We start from the raw sequence: 17,227 nt of genomic DNA on the forward strand, positions 1-17,227 counted from the left end.
CCGTGTGAGCAAGACCAACGGCATCCTGACAGCACTCGCGGAGATCCTGCTCAAGGCAGTGGGCTCCGTCCGGGCGTCTCGGACCTCAGGTCCGAGGCGCCCGGACGCGCGTCTGCGGACCTCGCAGGAGCGATCCGTCCCCGTCCCCTCCGGCTCGGTCCCCTCCGGCTCTGTCCCCTCCGGCCGCGATCAGGGGCGGGTGCACGGCACCGAGACCGTCCGGATCGACCCGGACCGGATCGAGGGTCTGCAGGTCGCCTACGCACCTGAGCGGGACGGTGCGCCCGACGCCGGCGAGATCGTCTGGACCTGGGTGCCCTACGAGGAGAACGACGGCCGAGGCAAGGACCGCCCGGTGCTCGTGATCGCGCGGCAGTCCGCGGAGCGCGTCTACGCGGTGCGCATGACCAGCAAGGCGCACCAGGGCGACCGGGACTACCTGTCGATCGGCAGCGGCGCGTGGGACTCGCAGGGGCGTGAGTCCTGGGTCGACGTCGAGCAGCTGTACAGCGTGCACGAGCGAGGGCTGCGCCGCGAGGCCGCAGTCCTCGACCGGCGTCGTTACGACCGGGTGGGTGCGGCGCTCACGCGGCGCTACGGGTGGACCGCTGCGGGCTGAGCGTCGGGAACGCCCGGAGCACCATGTCCACCAGCTCGGACAGCGGCCGCGTCAGCGGGTCGGTGGCCGGGAGTCCGGTGTCGAGCTCGATCTCGTCGATCGCGGCGGCGAGCTCGGGGGTCGTGAGGTTCTCGTGGTTGACCGTCACTCCGATCACCCGGGTGTCGGCGAAGGCTTCGATGAGTGTGATCTCGCTGGTGACCGTGGGCATCGCGACCATCGGGAAGTCGCCCAGGACGGTGCGTCCGGGGGCGTGCTGCACGATGACGCCGGCGGGCTGACTGCCGCGGAGGATGTGCGCCGAGGTGATGTAGGCCGGGTGGCTGAGCGCGCCCTGGCCCTCGACGATGATCACGTCCGGATCCTCGCCCTCGAAAGCGGCGACGACCTGGTTCTCGACCTCGCCGGAGCAGAACTGCGGCACGAGGGCGTCGAGTGCGACGCCGTAGCGGCCGCCCTGGATGATGGTGGTCTGTCCGGTGCCGACCATGACTGCGTGGATGCCCCGCTCGTTGAGCGCGCGCACGAGGATCGTCGCCGTCGTGCGCTTGCCGATCGCGCCGTCGGTGCCGAGGATCGTGATGCGCGGGCACGTCACGTCGAAGATGCGGCCGGAGAACAGGTGGAGGTCCTTCTTGTCACGGGGGCGACGGATGTCGGTGATCGTCACCTCGGCGAGGAGGGCCGCGGCCACGAACTCGGCATCGTCGGTGAGGAACTCGTGCAGGCCGTTGATGATGTGCATCCCGCGGGCGATGCCGTCGAGCAGCACCGTGCGCTGGTCGGCGGAGAGCAGGCCGTCGGCCGGCGCCACACCGCAGATCAGGTAGTCGGGCACCCGGCCCGCGTGGGCGATGGCGGTGGGGAGGCCGTCGAGGACGGGGATCCCGTTCGCGGTGCCGTCCAGGAGCGATCCGGCGTCGGCGCCCGCATGCGTGCTGTCGATGACGCTGAGGATCTCGTACTTCTCCGAGTGACGGACGAGCCCGTTCGCGGTCTTGCCGTCCTGCTCGCCGAACTGGCCCTCGCAGTAGACGATCGCCGTGGTGCCGGCCGGCAGATCGACGGGGGCGGCCCAGGCGTGCGCGGGGTCGATGGAAGAGGGGACTGACGGGGTGGGCATGACGCTCCTCGGGCTCACACAGAGGAGGCGACGGAGAACGAAATGACCGATGAGGGCCCGTTGGTCGACGAGAAGTCTTCCCTGATGCCGGCGAGATGCCGGCATGCTCACCGTAGCAGTGCTGCCTGGGACCGGGCCGCGAGTGCGGTGCGGCCCGGTCCGGAGCGGATCAGGTGCTCTGGAAGGTGAGCACCCGGTCGATGTCGACGTCGGGCTTCTTCTCCCCGGCGAGCACCTCGAAGTCCAGATGGTTCTGGCTCGGAGGGAGCGGGCAGGTGACGAAGTTCGTGAACGCGCAGGGGAGGGCGGTCAGGTAGTTGAAGTCGATGTGGTCGATCCGCTCACCGGTCTCGTCGGCGAACTGCAGCTCGACGACGCGTCCGGCGCCGTATGTCGTCTGCCCGCTCGTCAGGTCGCGGATGTGGGCGACGGGCTGCACGCCGTACGCCGCATCCTTGCCGATCAGCGCGAGCTCGTAGGTGCGCCCGGCGTGCTCGAAGGCGAGGGTGCCGATACGTGCGGTGGTCTCACGGACTCCCGTCTCGACCGTGACCTGCTCGACGTCCTCGCGCACCGCGGGGGTGAAGCGGGCGGGGAGGCGCCAGGCCGGGTCGTAGTCGTAGGCGGACAGGCCGGAGAAGTCCTTGCGGTCGGACTCGCGGGGGTCGCGCACACGCACCGCGAAGATGCGGTCTCCGTCGTCGGTCGTGCGCGGGATGGTCTCCACCTCGCTCCCCCCGAAGTACACTGGCACGCTCTTGCCATGGCCGTAGGTCTGGTTGCGACCGGGCACGATCTCGACAGGGGCGGTGGGGTACTCGCCGTCGACGACGAGGTTCGGGCCATCGGCGGGCGGCGTGTAGAGGACCTTGCCGTCCGCGACGCCCCAGGTGCCGGGCAGACCCTCCAGGACGAGGCCGCTCTCGCCCTCACGCAGCCAGTGCTGGGCGACGAGGGCGGTCCAGCCGTAGGGGCGGGTGAGCTCCGCGACGCGGGCATGACGCCATTCCCGCCACTGACCTTCCAAGTGCTCGTTCGCGGGCATGACTACCGTCCTTCTTCGTGGGAGTGGTCCGCGTCGGCGGCCGCGGCGGCGTCGGCGGTGCGGTGGATGAACGCGCAGACCCGTTCGAACGAGTCCGCGCCGGCGACGGCGTTGCCCCGGGGCGTGCCGCCGTTCGAATAGTGCACGCCCGAGACGGGGTGCACGCGTTCGATGTCGGTGCTGGGCAGGTGGGGGAGTGCGATCCCGTGGCCCGCCTCCTCGTAGTCGAGGTGCAGGCGCTCGGCGGTGTGCCCGTGGCGCTCCAGCGTGTCGAGCACGATGCGCGACGCCATGCTCGACGGCCAGGCGCGATCGTCGAGACCGGACACGCAGGCCACGGCTCCGCGGAACCGCTCGACCGGGATGCGGGAGGCGCGCGCGAGCTCGCGGTCGTGCAGGCCGTCGACGTACACGTCGCGGTGCCGGGTGGGCGGAGGCTCGTCGTTCCACGGCTGCCACGTGACGCCGGCGTTGTCATGCCAGAGATGTTCGAGCGGCTCGCCACCCCGCGTCCAGGTCGGTCCGTTCCAGCCCTCGGCGGGATCGGCGGCGCCCTGGGCACCGAAGGTGAAGGCGCCCGGGACGAACGGCGCGACGCCGAGGACGAGCTCCGGGTAGGTCGCGGCCAGCAGCAGCGACAGCTCGCCGCCGCGGGACTGACCGCTCACAAGGGGGAGGCCGCCCTTCGGATCGAGCGTCGATGAGGCGAAGCGGAGCGCCCGCTCGAAGTACTCGAGCGGGGTACGGGAGATGTGATCGGGCAGGCCCGGGGCCCGGAAGTACCCCAGCGCCAGAGCCTGTATGCCCCGCGACGCATATTGCGCGGCGCGGGCCTCGTTGATCCCTCCGCCGGAGCCGTTGAGCACGATCACGGTGGGGTGCGGTCCCTCGTGCGCGGGGCGGAACAGGGTGCCGACGAGGCCGTCCGCGCGGATCTCCGTCCGCTCGACACCGTCCCCGCGCAACCACTGCGTGACCTGGACGGTGTCCGTCGTCGACGGAGCGCCCGCCCCGGGGACGTCGAGGTGACCGGTGCCCGGCTCGCTCCAGGCGGTGAGCATGGTGAGGATCGGGCGTTCGACATCCGCGGGCTCGGCGGAGCCGGTCGTTCCCGGCTCGCGGCGCTGCGACCAGAACAGCCCCATCGCGTCGGCCACCCGATAGTCGCCCGAGACGGGGGCCTGCGCCGCGAGGTCGACGAGGCCGTCGCGGTCGGCGAGGAACGTCGCCTGCGCGGCCCAGTCGCCACCGTCTCTCGCGGTGACGGCGCGCACCGTGACGAGCGATCCGGGCAGGGCGCCTCGGACGACGATCGAACGCCGTTCCCACAGCGGTCCGATCGGCGGGGCCACCGAGAGGCGGAAGGTGCTCACCGCCCCGCCGCCCCTTCTCCGCGCTCTCGCAGCCAGTCGAGGGCGTCCACCGGGATGTCGATCGTGGACGGCAGATCGGCAGGGTCCGCGGTCAGGACGTCGAAGCGTGCGGGGAGATGCCCTCCGGCCGCACGCCAGTCCCGATCCAGCTCGGCCGCGGCGGACGCGGCGTCGACGGCTCCTGCGCGAGCGGGATCGAACGCGATGACGACCGCACCCCGGGTGCTCGGTGCCTCGGGATCGGTGACGCGGCCGCCCACGGCGACACCCGCGAGGAGCTCGACCACCAGACCGGTGAGGGAGCCCACGAGTCCGGTCGGCAGGAGTGCGGCGACGGCTGCCGGGTCGGTCGTGGGCGCGCCCTCCGCGTCGATGGCGCTGCCGTCGGGGAGGGACCCACCGGCGGCCGCGGCCTCGCGGACCGCGGCGAGGGTGAGCGCGGAGGTCGCGTAGTCCACGACCAGGGGAGCACCGTCGGCCCGGGGCGCGCCCACAGCGAGCGGGTTCGTGCCGATCGCGGCCGCGTGTGCGCCCCACGGGGCGACCGCGGCCGGCGACTGCGCCGCGACGAGCGCGACCACGCCCTCCGCTGCGAGCGAGCGCGCGGCGAGACCGAGGATGCCGAGGGCCCCGGCGCCGCGGATCCCGATGATCGCCAGACCGTTCGTGGCGACGGCCTCCGATGCGCGTCGGACGGCCGAGGCGAGGGCCACGACCCCCGGCGCACCGGTCGCGTCGACCGAGCCGATCGCGGCGCCGTCATCGCCCGGGGGAGTGCGGGCGACGGGGGTGCCGCCGAGACGCGCGAGATCGCGCGCCAGCATCCGGATGCCGAACTCCGGCAGGCCCAGCTGCTCGGCCTGGAGCAGCCAGAACGCCGCGAGGGCGACGTCGTCCGGTTCGCCGCCGGGGACAGCCGTCTGCAGCACCCGACGCAGGTCGGCGAGGGTCTCCTGTGCGTCCACGTTCATGGTGCCTGCTCCGCTCAGTACTTGACCCACGGCACGACGCGGCGCTCCAGGAGGGCCCACAACGCGGTCGCTCCGTAGCCCAGCACCGAGATCGTGACGATGCCGACGTACATCTTCGACACCGCGAACGTGCCCCAGGAACTCCAGATCATGTACCCGAGACCGCTGTTCGCACCGACGAACTCGGATGCCGCGATGATCACGAAGGCGCCGCCGGTGGCGAGCTTGATGCCGGTGAAGATCGACGGGAGCGCGTACGGGAACGAGACGGTCATCCAGCGCTGGAGGCGCGTCGCCCCGTTCGCGTTCGCCACGTCGTTCAGCAGCGGCGGGGTCTGCATGACTCCGCCGAGCGTGTTGAAGAGCAGGTAGAAGAACACGCCGATCGCGACGATGACGTACTTGCTCGTCTCGCCCAGGCCGAAGATCAGCAGCAGCAGCGGGAAGATCGCGACCTTCGGCACCGGGAGCAGGGCCGAGAAGATCGGGTCGAGCAGCAGCCGGAGCGTGCGCACGGACCCGAGCAGGATGCCGAGGACGATGCCGGGGATCGCCCCCAGCACGAAGCCGATCGCGATGCGGGACAGCGTGATCCCGATGTTCTCCAGCAGCACTCCGGAGACGAGGAGCTCGAAGAACGTCTCGATGATCGAGGTCGGTGCCGGGAAGAACCGGGCGTCGAGGATGCCGGTCCGGCTCGCGATCTCCCAGACGAGGAGGATGAGCAGGGGCGTGTAGGGGCCGAGGCGTCGGACCCAGACGGAGCCGCGCTCCGCCTTCACGGCCTCCTTGAGCTGCGCCTCGATCTCCGGGTCGGCGATCGTGGTCATGAGGCCAGCTCCTGTTCGCTCGCGTTCTCGAGCAGCGACCACAGTCGTGCCGTGATCTCGCCGTATCGCGTATCGCGCCGCAGCCCGGCGATGTCGCGGGGCCGGCCGAAGGGGACCTCGATGTCGTCGATGATCCGTCCGGGGCGGTGCGACATCACGACGACGCGGTCGGCGAGCATCAGCGCCTCGTCGACGCTGTGCGTGATGAACATGACGGCTTTCGAGGTGCGCTCCCAGATCTCGAGCAGCTCCTGCTGGAGCGTGACCCTCGTCTGCTCGTCGAGGGCGCCGAACGGCTCGTCCATCAGCAGCAGGTCTCCGTCGTCCGCGAGCGCGCGGGCGACGGAGGTGCGCTGGCGCATACCGCCGGAGATCTGCGCGGGGTAGTACCCGCCGAAGTCCGAAAGACCGACGAGGTCGAGCAGCTGATCCACCCGCTCCGTCCGCTGCGTCCGGGAGAGACCGCGCAGCTTGAGCGGGTATCCGATGTTCTGCGCGACGGTCAGCCACGGGAAGACGCCGTGCTCCTGGAAGACGACGGACGGGCGGCTGGAGGTCTCGATCGTGCCCAGACTCGGCTTCTCGAGGCCGGCGGCCAGGCGCAGCAGGGTGCTCTTGCCGCAGCCCGAGGGCCCGAGCACGCACACGAACTCGTTGTCGGCGATCTCCAGGTCGATGTCCTGGAGCGCGACCAGCAGCTCGTCCTTGCGATCGGCGTTCGGGTACGCCTTCCAGAGGCCCTGGACGGTGAGCCCGCTCATTTCGCCGAGGAGGCCAGGTCGCCGCTCTCCTGCAGCGCGATCGCGTCCTTCAGGATGTCTTCGCGGTAGATGTCCTTGATGCCGGAGTCGCCGTCGAACTCGAGGGCGTCACGGTCGCGGAAGAACTGCTCCTGGCGGGCGACGTCCTTCCAGTCGATCGCACCGCTCGGGTCCTGGGTGGTGAGGGCGATCGAGGTCAGCGTCTCGACCGGCAGATCCGTGTACTCCGCGATGATCTCCTGCGTGGCGGGGTCGTCCCAGCCGCCGTCGTCGAGCTCCTTGACGGCCTTCAGGTACGCGGCCGTGAACGCCGTGACGGCAGCCGGGTGCTTGTCGACGTACTCGGTGTTGAAGACCATCGCGCCGAGCTCCACGCCGGCCTGGTAGTCGATCGGGAGCAGCTCATGGGCGATGCCCTGGGAGATGACGGCCGACGAGATGGGCTCGATCGACCAGCTCGCGTCCACCGAGCCGTTCGCGAGCGCTGCGGGGATGTCGCCGGGGCTCAGGTTGACGAGCTCGACGTCGTCGACGCTCAGCCCGACCGACTCGAGGGCGAGGTCGACGGAGTAGATGCCGAAGCCGCCGTCGCCGGGGATGCCGATCTTCTTGCCCTTCAGGTCGGCGGCGTCGGTGACGTCGGACGCATCCGAGGCGATCAGCGGCGACGGGTTCGGGCCCGACTCCGGGATGCGCGAGACGCTGGCGATCACGGAGATCGACGCGCCGGCCTTGGTGGCGTTGAACAGGCCGGCACCCCACGTGGCCCCGCCCGCGGTGATGTTGCCGGTGCTGACCTGCTGGTACGTCTCGCCGGAGCTGCCGCCCTTGGCGACGAGCTCCACGTCGAGTCCGGCCTCTTCGAAGTAGCCCTTCTCCTCGGCGAGGAAGAACGGCGCGTAGTCGGCGTACGGGGAGTAGAGGAAGGTGATCTTGGGAGCGTCCGCGGCGGTCTCCGTCGCCGCATCGCCCGATCCGGACGAGCTGCATGCGGTCACCAGCAGCGCACTGGTGAGGACGAGAGCGGCGCCCGCGAGGGCACGGCGACGAGAGGTCATGATCTTGCTCCAGGGGGTTCGGGTGATGTGCACGGGAAGCACATGCTCATGAATCTATCGATTCCGTCGGCGGCCCAGATCGCGGCGGCGTCACATTCCGTCACCGACGCCGGAACCCGGCGCAATCCGATCCGTGGAGGGCGTCGAACCAGTGGTGAGTCGCGTTCAGCGGCGCCACACAAGGAGGAATCATGCGTTTCATCCCCACCAAGGTCCACGGAGTCCTCGACTACATCGTCGGCATCGCGCTGATCGCCGCACCCTGGCTGTTCGGATTCGCTAGCGTGGGCGGAGCGGCCGTCATCATCCCGATCGTCCTCGGCGTCGGACTGATCGTCTACAGCCTGTTCACGAAGTACGAATGGGGCCCCTTCGGCTTCATCCCGATGCCCGTGCACCTCGTGTTCGACATCGTCGCCAGCCTGTTCCTCGCGCTCTCGCCGTGGATCTTCGGCTTCGCGGGCGAGGCTCTCAACGTCTGGCTCCCGCACGTCGTCGTCGGTGTCGCCGTCATCGTCGTCGTGCTGTTCTCGCAGCCCCAGCCGGCGACCACCCGAGGTCGTGCCGCGACGGTGTGATCCCACGCGAGACGCGATGCCGGGCGACTGCGCTTCCCGAAGCGGTCGTCCGGCGTCGTCATGCCTCCGGGGCGTCCGCCGGAGGCTCGTCGTCGCCCCGGAGCGCCCGGCTCAGCCAGCGGGCGTAGAGCTGCCAGGGATCGCCGACGCGTCGGAGGTCGGCGATGTGGGTGCGGAGCTCGTCGGTGAGGGTGAACCACTCGCCGCCTTCACGGATGGCCGCGAACTCCCGATGCCGCTGCTGTTCGACCGCCCGTCCTCCCCGCTCGAACGCGAGCAGCTCGTCGTGCATGATGCTCGCGAGCCGTTGACGAGGCCGTCTGGACGTGCCGATCTTCACCCGGCGGTCGTAGCGGAGGTAGTAGACGACGTCGACGCGGGGGAGCGGCAGATCCGGATCGGGGGCGTCGCCGTATCGCCAGCCGCAGTCCTCGCAGAACCAGGCTCCGTCGCTGCGGGCGCCCCGCGCTCCACCGCAGAGCGCGCAGGGACCGGGGAGCGAGTCGATGGTCGGCACCGCGGCAGACTACGCGCCCCTTCGGACACGGCTCGGCGGGGAATCGGTGCGGAGCCCTTCTGTGCGGGTGACGGCGCGCCTAGTGTCGGAGTGAGTGGGTCGAAGGGAGTGGGGATGGCCAGGACGGAGCGGCTCCGTGTCGGTGCCTGCCTCGCGGCCTGCGCGGCGACCGCCCTGTTGGTGGCCTGCGCTCCGGCCTCACCGGCGCCGTCCGCGTCCACGCTTCCGGCGGACTCCGGAGCGATCGCGCCGGGGCAGGAGACCGTCATCGTCGAGGATCTCGCCGCGCCGTGGTCGATCGCTTTCCATGACGGGACGGCCGTGCTCAGCGAGCGCGACAGCGCGCGCATCGTCGAGATCTCCGACACGGGCGACCTGCGCGAGGTCGGAGTGATCGACGGCGTCGAGGCGCGGGGAGAGGGCGGTCTGCTGGGCATCGCGGTCTTCGGTGACTGGCTGTACGCATACTCCACGGCGGCGGACGAGAACCGCGTGCAGCGATTCGCCCTGTCCGGGAAGCCCGGCTCGCTGGAGCTCGGTGAGCCGGAGACGATCCTGTCCGGCCTCGCGTCCGCGACCAACCACAACGGCGGGCGGATCGCCTTCGGTCCCGACGGGATGCTGTACGTGACGGTCGGCGATGCGGGGGATCGGGAGAGCGCTCAGGACCCGCGCGCGTTGTCGGGCAAGATCCTCCGTGTCACACCGGACGGGACGGTGCCGGATGACAATCCCTTCGCGGGCTCGCCCGTCTACAGCCTCGGTCACCGGAACCCGCAGGGCCTGGCGTGGGCGGACGACGGCACGATGTATGCGAGCGAGTTCGGACAGGACACCTGGGACGAGCTGAACGTGATCGAAGCCGGTGGGAACTACGGGTGGCCGGACGTGGAGGGCATCGCGGATCGCGACGGCTTCATCGATCCGGTGCAGCAGTGGGCGCCCGAAGCGGCGAGTCCGAGCGGCATCGCCATCACCGCGGGGGCGATCTTCATCGCGAACCTGCGGGGGGAGCGGCTGCGCGAGGTTCCCCTGGACGATCTCGGCACCTCGGCGGAGCACTTCGTCGGGGAACTCGGGAGGCTCCGTGACGTCGTCGTCGCCCCGGACGGTGCGCTGTGGGTGCTGACGAACAACACCGATGGGCGGGGCAGCCCGAGGGCGGGGGACGATCGCGTGGTGCACGTGCCCGTGGGATGACGCGCGCCGAAACGGAGGGATGGCGGGACGCGATCCGCTCGCGTACCGTGAGGGCATGCTGTGGGGCAGCGGGGGATGGGGACGATGATGACCGGTTTTCGCACGTTGGTCGCCGCGGTGTGCGCCGTCGGTCTGCTCACGGCGGGAGCGCTGGGCATCACCGCGACCCGTGCGGCGTGGTCACCGTGCGCGGCGGATCAGACCCTCGACCCCTGTCTTCGGGCGATGGATCAGCCCGGACATCTCGCCACGCTCCAGATGCTCTGGCTGCTCTGCCTGGCGCTCTGCGTCGGGGCGCTCCTGGCGTCGGTACGCGGCCGACAGCGGACGCTCGCGGTGTCGGCCCTCGTGGTCGTGCTCGTCATGAACGCGCTGACCGAGTACCTGCTGTGGCTCGAATTCGCCGGTGGGCACTGGGATGTGCCGCCGGGGACCGGATACACGCAGGCGACCGCGTTCGTGGTGGCGGGCGTGCTGGTCGCCGTCGGCGTGCTGCTCCGTGACCGGTCGGACGAGGTCGTGCGGGGTCAGACCGTGAAGCCGGGCGCCCACGCGACGCTCAGGTAGGAGACGACAGGAGCGAGCACCAGCGCGATGAGGCCGACGACGGACATCGCTCTGCTCGCGGGTGTGCGGCGGAGCGCCGTGAGGAACGTCGCGAGGTACACGACGCTCACGCAGACCGAAGCGACGAGGCCGCTGCCGATTCTCTGGGACTCCTGGCAGTTCGGAGGCGAGGGGTAGACCGCGGGGCAGACGAGCGGCCCCCAGGGGACCGCGGCGATCCAGATCATCGCGATCGTTCCGCCCGCGAGCAACGTCGCGGTGATGATCAGCACCCGAGGGAAGGGAAGCCGGGCGGCGACGGGCGTGCTCTCGACAGTCGACGTCATGCCACCGACGTTAGCGTGAGCGGGGTCAGGGCGCCCGGAGAACAGGAAAGCCCCCGAAGGATCGGGGGCTTGTGGTGGGCGATACCGGACTCGAACCGATGACCTCTTCCGTGTGAAGGAAGCGCGCTACCAACTGCGCCAATCGCCCATACCCGTGGGGTACGTCAACCGATACTACCGGACGCTCGGAGGCTGTGAGGACCACTCGGGGAGACACGCGCGAGATTCGCTACCGGTTTGGCAGAGGGCAGATCTTCGGCTAATGTTTCATGAGTGCCCGGGACAACCGGGAACAAAATGCGGATGTAGCGCAGTTGGTAGCGCACAACCTTGCCAAGGTTGGGGTCGCGAGTTCGAGTCTCGTCATCCGCTCGAGTGGAGAAGGTCTTCTTCGGAAGATCATCTGCACGTGGGGTCAATCCACACGGTGGCGTGGCCGAGCGGCTAGGCACCGGCCTGCAAAGCCGTTTACACGGGTTCGAATCCCGTCGCCACCTCACGGGAAAACTGAATAGCCCCAACGGGCGCGATTGGCGCAGCGGTAGCGCGCTTCCCTGACACGGAAGAGGTCACTGGTTCGATCCCAGTATCGCGCACAGACAAACCCCCGGTTCTCCCGGGGGTTTTTGCGTACTCGGGGGTCCTTCCGCTTCTCGAGTTCCCTGCGATCTGTTCCGGATCCCTGCCGTGCGGGCATACTGACTCTCAGATGTCGGTCTACGAGGGGGATGGGCATGGGGAGCATCGACGTCGGCGTGGCTGATGTCCACCGGCTGATCGGGAGGGCGAAGGCGTCCGCCCCGGATCCCGCCGCCTTCCGGGGGCGTCAGCACAAGCGCCGGTACGGCGAACTCGTGGCCGAACGGGCCACGATGGGGACCATCCGGTTGAGGTCGACGCCGCCTCAGCGCTCCGACACCCCGTTGATCGCGTTCTACCGCGCGATCAGCGGCGCGCTGAACGTGGCGTTCAGCGGACAGACCTACACCGTGGCGGCGGGCGAATGCGTCCTGATGCTCTCCACGCGCCCCTACGACTTCGTCATCGAGGACGGCGAGTTGTCGCAGGTGCTCGTCCCCCTCCGGCTGTTCGCCCCGACCTCGATCGCCGACCTCCTCGCCGCGATCGACACCCCGTCGCCGCCCTCCCTGGTCAACGCCACGATCTGGACCGCGATCGACGCGCTCATCGATGCGCCGGACGATGAGGAACCGGACGCCGCTCGCGACCAGGAGCTCGAGAACCTCGTGGTCGCGCTCCTCACCCAGGTCGCACTCAACATCACGCAAGCACGACAGGTGCAGGCGACACGATCCCCGGTCCTCACCGCGGCCCTGCTGTATCTCGAAGACCATCTCGCGGATCCGGAGCTCGATCTCGACTCGATGGCGGCAGGACTCGGCACCAGCCCCCGGACCCTGCACCGCGAGTTCCGCGCGATCGGCACCAGCCCGATCGCCGCCCTCCGCGACGCGCGACTCACCGCCGTCGCCCGGCGGCTGAGCGCGCGAGCAGCCCTGCCGTCGCTGGACGCCCTCGCGCACGACCACGGGTACGGCGACAGGACGGCACTCACCCGGGCCTTCCGCCGGCGCTTCGGACGCTCGCCGCTGGAGCACCGGCGTCGGGTCATGCCCTTCCCGGAGCCGGCGCTCCCGACGGAGTGATCACGGCGGGGTCGACCACCGCCTCGTCACGTGAGCAGTGTGTCGCCGACGAAGCCTCCCTCCGCGCATCCGGGCGGGATCGCGAACACGGCGGAGCCGATCGGCACCGTCCACTCGTTGAGCAGATCGAGCTCATCGAGCCGTCGCTGCATCGGAACGAACTGACGCTCGATATCGGCCTGGAACGAGACGAAGATCAACCCCGACTCCGAGACGTCGCCGCCGGCCGGGCGTTCGTCGTAGTTGTACGCGCGTCGGAAGATGCGCTCCCGCCCCTCACCGCGAGCTCGCCGGATGTGTGCGAACGGCGGGATCACCGGAAAGCCGATCGCCGTGGTGGCGTCGAAGTCCGGCTCGTCGAACTCCTCGCTCCCGGTGAGCGGGGCGCCGTTCGACAGCGTCCTTCCCACCGAGGCATCGCGTCCGCTGCGGTCCAGCCGATCCCACTTGTCGAGGTCCATGCGGATCCGTCGGATCACCGCGCCGGTGCCGCCGGTGAGCCACCCCCGGTCCGTCCAGACGACCCGATCGAAGTCCGCTGTCCCCGGCTGGGGGTTGGTCGTGCCGTCGACCTGCCCGAACAGGTTGCGCATCGTCGTCCCCGGCCGCTCGGTTCCGTACGCCCGCCGGAAACCCTGCTGGGTCCATCGGATGCTCGCGAAGCCGCGGGCGTCCTTCAACAACATGCGCGTCGCGTGGGCGACCGTGAGCGGATCGTCACCGGCGATCTGCAGCAGGAGATCGCCGTCGGAGAACTCGGGGCGCAGCCGATCCACCCCGAATGCGGGAAGAGGCGCGAGCCACGCGGGTGCCACGCCCTCCGCACGCTGCACGAGCCCCGGACCCAAGCCGAAGGTGACCGTGAGGCGAGCGGGGGAGAGCGCGAGCTCCGGTTCCGAGTCGGCGAGCGCCGGAAGCCCCTGCGTCAGACGAGCGGCATCATCCGTCAGGATGCGCAGGAGGCGGGTGAGCGCCTCGCGGTCGACGTCATCGTGGAGATCGAGGCCGACGAAGACGCCGTGCGCCTGGGCGGCCGTGTCGATGCCGGCCTGATGCACGCCGAAGAACGGCACGGTCTCATCGCCGTTCATCGGCGCGGCGGCGGGACCGGTATCGGTGTCCGGACGGTTCAGGGCGATGTCCGCTCCCACGGCCGCGACCGCGCCGACACCGGCGACAGCTCCTCCGAGGAGGAACTGCCGCCGGGTCGACCCGGCGCGGCGGGAACGGGCGCCCTCAGCGGGCGCCGTCATCAGTGATCCATGCCCTCGTGCTCTTCGCCGCCCTCGTAGTTCTCGTTCGCCCCGGAATAGTCCTTGACGGGGGCGGAGAACTCGTAGGTCGAGTCGTCGGCGAACGTGAGCGTGAAGGTGACGTCGCTGCCGGCGGCGAGCGGGCCGGTCAGATCCATCATCATGATGTGATTCGCGCCGGGCTCCAGGGCGAGCTTGCCTCCGGCGGGGATGACGAAGCCGCCCTCGATCTCGCGCATCACCATCTCCCCGGCTTCGTTCTCGACCGTCTCGTGGAGTTCGAGCATGGGGGAGGCCTCCGACGCGACCGAGACGACGGTCACGTCATCTTCGCCCGAGTTGACGAGGCTCCCGAAAGCGGCGGACATGCCCTCGTCGGCGGACTTCACCCAGGCGTCGTCGATCGTCACGACCTCGCCCGCCGGGACGGTCTCGGTCTTGACCGGCGCGTTCTCGGGGGCGCAGCCGGTCAGGGCGAGCACGGAGACCGCGATCACGGCCGCGAGGCGGGGAAGGGTTCTGGTGGTGGTGTTCACAATGGTGCCTTTCACAGGTCATCTGCCGCGGAACCGCCGGTCTCCGGCGGTGCGGCTGCCGTCCGGGGACGGCGAAGGAAACGAACGAGCACGAGCGCGAGGACGGCGACAGCCGCTCCGCCCGCGCCGATGAGCAGCACCCTCACGGTGCCGCCTGATCCTGCGTTCTGATCCGGTTGCTCTGACGGTTCCGGGGGAGCGTCCACTCCGCCACCGGTCGTCGCCGTCTCCATCGGATCGGCGTCGCCGACCGTGAAGGGGATGACCCCGGCGATCGGATGGCCGTCTTCCGACACGACCTGCCACCGCACCTGATACCCGGCGACCGGCATCCCCGGTGCGAGCGGGGCGGTGACGGTGCGCCCGTCCACCGTGACGTCGCCGGCGACCCAGTCCTCGCCCGACGCGTCGACGACGAGGACGACGGCCCCGGTCAGAGACGCGTCGAGGACCAGGAGTTCGCCGGAGAACGTCATCGCGATGCTCTCGGGCGGGGTCGCCAGCCGTTCATCGGCAGCGGGCGTGCTGGAGATCAGCTGGTCGTGGGCGGACGCCGGCGTGGCGATCGCGAAGGTCGCGACCGTCGCCAGCACCAGCCCGGCCGCGATCCTGCGGACAGGGGACATGGGAATGGCCTCTCATCAGACGTCGCGCGTGCGACGTGCATGCGTGCGTTCAGAACCGCGCGCAGCGGACGCGCGCGGCGGGACGCACCACGGGTCCGCGAATCGGCCCCGGGTGCGGATCAGATCGCAGCGGTGAGAGGTGGGGCTCGGCCCCGAAGAGTGGCGAGGAGCAGGAGGTCATCGGCCGCGGCCACCGCGAAGCGGCCGCGGGGAGTGCGCACCGCGCGGAGGACCGGCAGCACCAGCACGAGATCGACCCGGCGACGCACCCAACGGACCAATTGCACCGCGAGCTCGCGCGCCGCCAGGATCAGGCGCTCGCCCCGATGGAGGGCCGCCACCGTCAGCAGGGCCGCGAGACCGTGCCCGAGCCACATGGACGCGTCGGCGGTGACAGCCTCGGGGATGCCGGGCGTCGCCGGGATCACGAGCGGTGCGCCGTGCACGTGCGGTGCGGAGACGCCCGAGGGCGTGATGGTGCCGAGGACGAAGAGGGTGTGGAACAGGAACTGGCTGATCGCGACGGAGAGCCCGAGCCGGATCAGTGACAGCCTGCGGCCGGCCAGCAGCACGCAGATCATGAACGAGAACATCCACGGCACGAGGATGCCGAGGGCGCCAGGCATCTGGCCGCCGCCGGAGACGTGCCCCGCGAGGGCGACGAAGATGGCCAGTGACGAGGCGGCGAAGCCGCGGACGACGGCTGGCTTCCTGGACTCGGTCACGGCACCAGTCTGGCATGGAGTCCGTCACGGCCCCGTTCCACGGGGCCCGAGGCGTCGCCGGCGCTCAGCCTCCGCGAGGACCGCGCGGGGCCTGCTTGACCACGTCGTACGCGGCGAGCGCGGCCTTGCGGGTCTCACCGAGGTCGACGATCGGCTCGGTCGGCGCATCCGAGGCCCACTGCGAGATGTAAAGCCCCTGCGGGTCGAACTTCTTCGCCTGGAGCTCGGGGTTGAACACGCGGAAGTAGGGCGCGGCGTCGGCACCGGAGCCCGCCACCCACTGCCAGTTGAACGGGTTGTTCGCTTCGTCGGCATCGACGAGTGTGTCCCAGAACCACTCTTCGCCGAGACGCCAGTCGATGAGCAGGTTCTTCACGAGGAAGGAGGCCACGACCATCCGTACGCGGTTGTGCATGTACCCCGTGTGCCAGAGTTCGCGCATCCCGGCATCGACGAGTGGAACCCCGGTATCGCCGTGCTGCCAGGCGTCCAGCTGCGCGGGGTCGAGGGGCGGCCAGGGGAACGCGTCGAACTCGTGGCGCAGGTTCGTGGTCGCCAGGTCGGGCGAGTGGTAGAGCGTGTGCCAGGCGAACTCGCGCCATCCCAGTTCGGAGAGGAAACCGCCCGCGCCCTCGACGCCGACCGCCTCGTGCCACACGGTGAACGGACTGAGCTCCCCCCACCGCAGCCGAGGCGAGAGCAGCGAGGTCGCGCCGGCGGCGGGCTCGTCGCGCGCACGATCGTAGGAGGGGAGGTCGTTCTCGAGGAACTCCGTGAGGCGGCGCCTGGCCGCGGGCTCCCCGGGCTCCCAGGTCTCGCGGAGCCCTGCTGCCCAGTCCGGAGACGTCGGCAGGAGGCCCCAGTCGTCGAGCGCATCGGAGGCCGGGGGATGGTCGACGCCGGCGACGTCGCGCGGCTCGGCGAGCGGCGTCCGCGGAGCGGGAAGCGCGACGCAGGCGCGCCAGAACGGCGTGAACACGGAGTAGTGGGTGCCACTGCCGGTCGTGACGGTCCACGGCTCATGCAGCAGGGAGGCGGCGAAGGAGGTGACGTCGATGCCGTCGGCGCGCAGCGCGGTCTTGAGGGCGGCATCCACCGACCGCTCGGGGCCGCCGTACCGGCGATTCCAGAAGACGGCTCCGGCATCGATCTCGTCGGCCAGCTCCGACACCACGCGTTCCGCGGGGCCGCGGCGCAGCACCAGGAAACCTCCTCGATCACGCAGTCGCCCCCCGAGGGACTCCAGCGAATGATGCAGCCACCATCGCGCCGCGCCACCGAGCGGGCGGAAGCCCGGAGACTCCTCGTCGAGCACGAAGACCGCGACGACCGGTTCGCCGCGATCGATCGCAGCGCGCAGGGCGGGGTTGTCCGCCAGACGCAGATCGTCTCGGAACCAGACGAGCGAGGGGGAGACCATGGCCCCATTCTCGCTGACCGGAGCCCCTCCTT

Annotated in this window: 19 protein-coding genes and 4 tRNA genes; 8 read left to right on the forward strand and 15 right to left on the reverse strand. The window is 70.3% G+C overall.

What is annotated here, in order from left to right; genetic code table 11:
• Nucleotides 1–4 precede the first annotated feature (4 nt).
• Complete coding sequence (locus tag AC07VM_RS15280; RefSeq protein WP_494912052.1) at nt 5–619, forward strand: type II toxin-antitoxin system PemK/MazF family toxin; 615 nt, start codon at nt 5–7, stop codon at nt 617–619.
• Here the strand turns inward: AC07VM_RS15280 and AC07VM_RS15285 are convergent.
• From AC07VM_RS15285 to AC07VM_RS15315, 7 genes are all read right to left on the reverse strand, one after another.
• Entirely contained in the window at nt 585–1,742 is a 1,158-nt protein-coding gene (locus tag AC07VM_RS15285; protein ID WP_494912053.1) for an N-acetyltransferase DgcN family protein, read from the reverse strand. The two genes, AC07VM_RS15280 and AC07VM_RS15285, sit on opposite strands and share 35 nt — an antisense overlap.
• A 169-nt stretch (nt 1,743–1,911) precedes the next feature.
• Nucleotides 1,912–2,787, reverse strand: coding sequence for a DUF1684 domain-containing protein (locus AC07VM_RS15290; RefSeq protein ID WP_494912055.1), 876 nt, complete (start codon nt 2,785–2,787; stop codon nt 1,912–1,914).
• Nucleotides 2,788–2,789: 2 nt separating this feature from the next.
• Nucleotides 2,790–4,160, reverse strand: a complete 1,371-nt coding sequence (locus tag AC07VM_RS15295) for an acyl-CoA thioesterase/BAAT N-terminal domain-containing protein (RefSeq protein ID WP_494912056.1) — start codon at nt 4,158–4,160, stop codon at nt 2,790–2,792.
• The gene (locus AC07VM_RS15300) at nt 4,157–5,131 is read right to left on the reverse strand and encodes an Ldh family oxidoreductase (RefSeq protein ID WP_494912058.1); all 975 of its coding nucleotides are present in this window, start codon (nt 5,129–5,131) and stop codon (nt 4,157–4,159) included. The genes AC07VM_RS15295 and AC07VM_RS15300 overlap by 4 nt, the downstream gene beginning before the upstream one ends.
• A gap of 14 nt (nt 5,132–5,145) precedes the next feature.
• The gene (locus AC07VM_RS15305) at nt 5,146–5,961 is read right to left on the reverse strand and encodes an ABC transporter permease (RefSeq protein WP_494912060.1); all 816 of its coding nucleotides are present in this window, start codon (nt 5,959–5,961) and stop codon (nt 5,146–5,148) included.
• On the reverse strand, nt 5,958–6,722 hold the full coding sequence (locus AC07VM_RS15310) for an ABC transporter ATP-binding protein (RefSeq protein WP_494912062.1): 765 nt from the start codon (nt 6,720–6,722) through the stop codon (nt 5,958–5,960). Before AC07VM_RS15310 ends, AC07VM_RS15305 begins: the two co-directional genes overlap by 4 nt.
• Nucleotides 6,719–7,780, reverse strand: a complete 1,062-nt coding sequence (locus AC07VM_RS15315) for an ABC transporter substrate-binding protein (protein ID WP_494912063.1) — start codon at nt 7,778–7,780, stop codon at nt 6,719–6,721. The genes AC07VM_RS15310 and AC07VM_RS15315 overlap by 4 nt, the downstream gene beginning before the upstream one ends.
• 191 nt (nt 7,781–7,971) lie before the next feature.
• On the opposite strand from AC07VM_RS15315, the gene AC07VM_RS15320 reads away from it, so the two are divergent.
• On the forward strand, nt 7,972–8,358 hold the full coding sequence (locus AC07VM_RS15320) for an SPW repeat domain-containing protein (RefSeq protein ID WP_494912064.1): 387 nt from the start codon (nt 7,972–7,974) through the stop codon (nt 8,356–8,358).
• A 58-nt stretch (nt 8,359–8,416) separates the two neighbouring features.
• On the opposite strand, the gene AC07VM_RS15325 is transcribed toward AC07VM_RS15320, so the two are convergent.
• A complete protein-coding gene (locus AC07VM_RS15325) occupies nt 8,417–8,875 on the reverse strand; it encodes a GIY-YIG nuclease family protein (protein WP_494912066.1) in 459 nt (152 codons plus the stop codon).
• A 114-nt stretch (nt 8,876–8,989) separates the two neighbouring features.
• Here AC07VM_RS15325 and AC07VM_RS15330 point away from each other — a divergent pair, with 114 nt between their 5' ends.
• Both AC07VM_RS15330 and AC07VM_RS15335 read left to right on the forward strand, forming a co-directional pair.
• Entirely contained in the window at nt 8,990–10,075 is a 1,086-nt protein-coding gene (locus tag AC07VM_RS15330; protein WP_494912068.1) for a PQQ-dependent sugar dehydrogenase, read from the forward strand.
• Between the two features lie 84 nt (nt 10,076–10,159).
• Nucleotides 10,160–10,642 carry a hypothetical protein gene (locus AC07VM_RS15335; RefSeq protein WP_494912069.1) on the forward strand — a complete coding sequence of 161 codons (483 nt, stop codon included), beginning with the start codon at nt 10,160–10,162 and terminating at the stop codon, nt 10,640–10,642.
• Here AC07VM_RS15335 and AC07VM_RS15340 read toward each other — a convergent pair.
• Together AC07VM_RS15340 and AC07VM_RS15345 are read right to left on the reverse strand one after the other, a co-directional pair.
• Nucleotides 10,603–10,968: a hypothetical protein gene (locus AC07VM_RS15340; protein ID WP_494912071.1), complete on the reverse strand. Its 366-nt coding sequence runs from the start codon at nt 10,966–10,968 to the stop codon at nt 10,603–10,605. The genes AC07VM_RS15335 and AC07VM_RS15340 overlap by 40 nt on opposite strands.
• A 72-nt stretch (nt 10,969–11,040) precedes the next feature.
• Nucleotides 11,041–11,116, reverse strand: a tRNA-Val gene (locus AC07VM_RS15345).
• A gap of 151 nt (nt 11,117–11,267) precedes the next feature.
• On the opposite strand from AC07VM_RS15345, the gene AC07VM_RS15350 reads away from it, so the two are divergent.
• From AC07VM_RS15350 to AC07VM_RS15365, 4 genes are all read left to right on the forward strand, one after another.
• Nucleotides 11,268–11,340: transfer RNA gene (locus AC07VM_RS15350), tRNA-Gly, on the forward strand.
• Nucleotides 11,341–11,394: 54 nt separating this feature from the next.
• A tRNA-Cys gene (locus tag AC07VM_RS15355) sits at nt 11,395–11,465 on the forward strand.
• Between the two features lie 27 nt (nt 11,466–11,492).
• Nucleotides 11,493–11,564, forward strand: a tRNA-Val gene (locus AC07VM_RS15360).
• 138 nt (nt 11,565–11,702) lie between these two features.
• Complete coding sequence (locus AC07VM_RS15365) at nt 11,703–12,635, forward strand: helix-turn-helix domain-containing protein (RefSeq protein WP_494912072.1); 933 nt, start codon at nt 11,703–11,705, stop codon at nt 12,633–12,635.
• A 26-nt stretch (nt 12,636–12,661) separates the two neighbouring features.
• Here the strand turns inward: AC07VM_RS15365 and AC07VM_RS15370 are convergent, their stop codons facing one another.
• From AC07VM_RS15370 to AC07VM_RS15390, 5 genes are all read right to left on the reverse strand, one after another.
• Nucleotides 12,662–13,888, reverse strand: a complete 1,227-nt coding sequence (locus AC07VM_RS15370) for a Dyp-type peroxidase (protein ID WP_494912074.1) — start codon at nt 13,886–13,888, stop codon at nt 12,662–12,664.
• On the reverse strand, nt 13,888–14,424 hold the full coding sequence (locus tag AC07VM_RS15375) for a copper chaperone PCu(A)C (protein ID WP_494912076.1): 537 nt from the start codon (nt 14,422–14,424) through the stop codon (nt 13,888–13,890). The genes AC07VM_RS15370 and AC07VM_RS15375 overlap by 1 nt, the downstream gene beginning before the upstream one ends.
• 11 nt (nt 14,425–14,435) lie before the next feature.
• Entirely contained in the window at nt 14,436–15,050 is a 615-nt protein-coding gene (locus tag AC07VM_RS15380; protein ID WP_494912077.1) for a copper resistance CopC family protein, read from the reverse strand.
• A 119-nt stretch (nt 15,051–15,169) separates the two neighbouring features.
• A complete protein-coding gene (locus AC07VM_RS15385) occupies nt 15,170–15,775 on the reverse strand; it encodes a hypothetical protein (protein ID WP_494912078.1) in 606 nt (201 codons plus the stop codon).
• A gap of 64 nt (nt 15,776–15,839) precedes the next feature.
• Complete coding sequence (locus tag AC07VM_RS15390) at nt 15,840–17,195, reverse strand: cryptochrome/photolyase family protein (RefSeq protein ID WP_494912080.1); 1,356 nt, start codon at nt 17,193–17,195, stop codon at nt 15,840–15,842.
• Nucleotides 17,196–17,227: the final 32 nt, after the last annotated feature.

The sequence above is a fragment of the Microbacterium sp. GW821-FHT01D02 genome, assembly GCF_059422585.1.